Raw genomic sequence first — 1,547 nt, 5'->3', positions numbered from 1 at the left:
GCCAAGTATCCGCCGCAGACGCTGGCCGCCCTGCTGCCGGGCCAGGACTTGCGCGGCCTGTGGCGCAGCGAGGCCAGCCTGCCCGGCGTGTTCACCCGCAAGGCCTGGGACGAGCATCTGCGCGCCGCCTTCGCCGACGCCCACCGCCGCCAGGGCAGCGCCGGCGACTGGGTGCTCAATGCCGAGCAGACAGGCCAGCCCAGCGCCGGCAAGGCGCTGGAGGCCGCGCTGCGCCAGCGCTACTTCGCCGACTACGCCCGCGCCTGGCAGCAATTCCTCAACGCCGTCTCCTGGCAGACGGAGGCCAAGCTGGCCGCCAACGCCCAGCAATTGCAGGTCTACGCCGATCCGCAGCGCTCGCCGCTGCGCGCGCTGATGGCGGTGGTGCGCGACAACGCCCGCGCCGGAGAACGCGCCGACAGCATCGGCGCCAATCTGGTGGACAAAGCCCAGGCGCTGCTGGGCAAGAACGACGCCAGCGCGCCAGCGATTGAGAAAGGGGACGCCGCGCCGCTGGCGCAAAGCTTCGGCCCGCTGCTGCGGCTGCTGGAAGAACGCCAGGACGGCTCCAATCTCAGCCTGCAACGCTATCTGGAGCGGGTGGCCGCCACCCGGCTCAAGCTGCAACAGGTGGCCGCCGCGCCGGACCCGGACGCCGCAGCCCGCGCGCTGGCGCAGGCGGTGTTCCAGGGCAAGGGCGGCGAGCTGGCCGAGGGCCGCGACTACGCCGCCCAGCTGGCCGCCAACCTGGGCGAGGACTGGCAGGGCCTGGGCCAGCACCTGTTCCTGCAACCCTTGAACCAGTCCTGGCATACCCTGCTGCAACCGGCGGCGGCCAGCCTCAACCAGCTGTGGGATCAAAGCGTCTTCCGGCCGTGGCAAGCCAGCTTCGCCGGCCGCTACCCCTTCCACCGCGCCGACGCCGACGCCTCGCTGCCGGAACTGGGCCGCTTCCTGCACCCCGCCGACGGCCTGATACAGCAGTTCGTGCGCCAGCAGCTGGGCGGGGTGCTAGAACGCCAGGGCGATCAATGGTCGCCGGACCCGGCGGCGGCGCAGGCGCTGCGCTTCGATCTGGACTTCCTCAACGAACTGAACCGGCTGTCGCGGCTGTCCAGCCTGCTCTACGCCCAGGGCGACGCCGGCATTCTTTTTGAGCTGAAGCCCATCGCCGCCACGGGCCTGGAGGAAACCCGGCTGCAACTGGACCAGCAAAGCCTGCATTACTTCAACCAGGTGGAAAGCTGGCAGGCGATGCGCTGGCCCGGCGATCCGCTGAAAGCCGGGTCCAGCCTGCTATGGCAAAGCGTGGACGCCGGCTTGCGACTGAGCCAGGACCATCCCGGCCGCTGGGGCTGGCTGCGCATGCTGGAGCAGGCCAAGCGCGAGCAGATCGACCGTTCCAGCTGGCAGCTGAGCTGGGCGCTGCCGGACGGGCGCCAGGCGCGCTACCAGCTGCGCAGCGAAGCCGGCCCCGGCCCGCTGGCCCTGCTGCAATTGGTGCAGTTCCAGCTGCCGGCGCGGATTTTTATCACGGAGCCGAGCCA

The 1,547-nt window shown here is 70.7% G+C and carries 1 protein-coding gene; it reads left to right on the top strand.

What is annotated here, in order from left to right; translation table 11 throughout:
* Positions 1 to 1,547: ImcF-related family protein (locus VK98_RS22515; protein ID WP_048416160.1), on the top strand; the 1,547-nt coding region annotated here is incomplete at both ends.

The sequence above is a fragment of the Chromobacterium sp. LK11 genome, assembly GCF_001043705.1.
Lineage (GTDB): Bacteria > Pseudomonadota > Gammaproteobacteria > Burkholderiales > Chromobacteriaceae > Chromobacterium > Chromobacterium alkanivorans.
The sequence above is the reverse complement of the archived record's forward strand: the minus strand, read 5'-3'. Positions and strand labels throughout refer to the sequence as shown.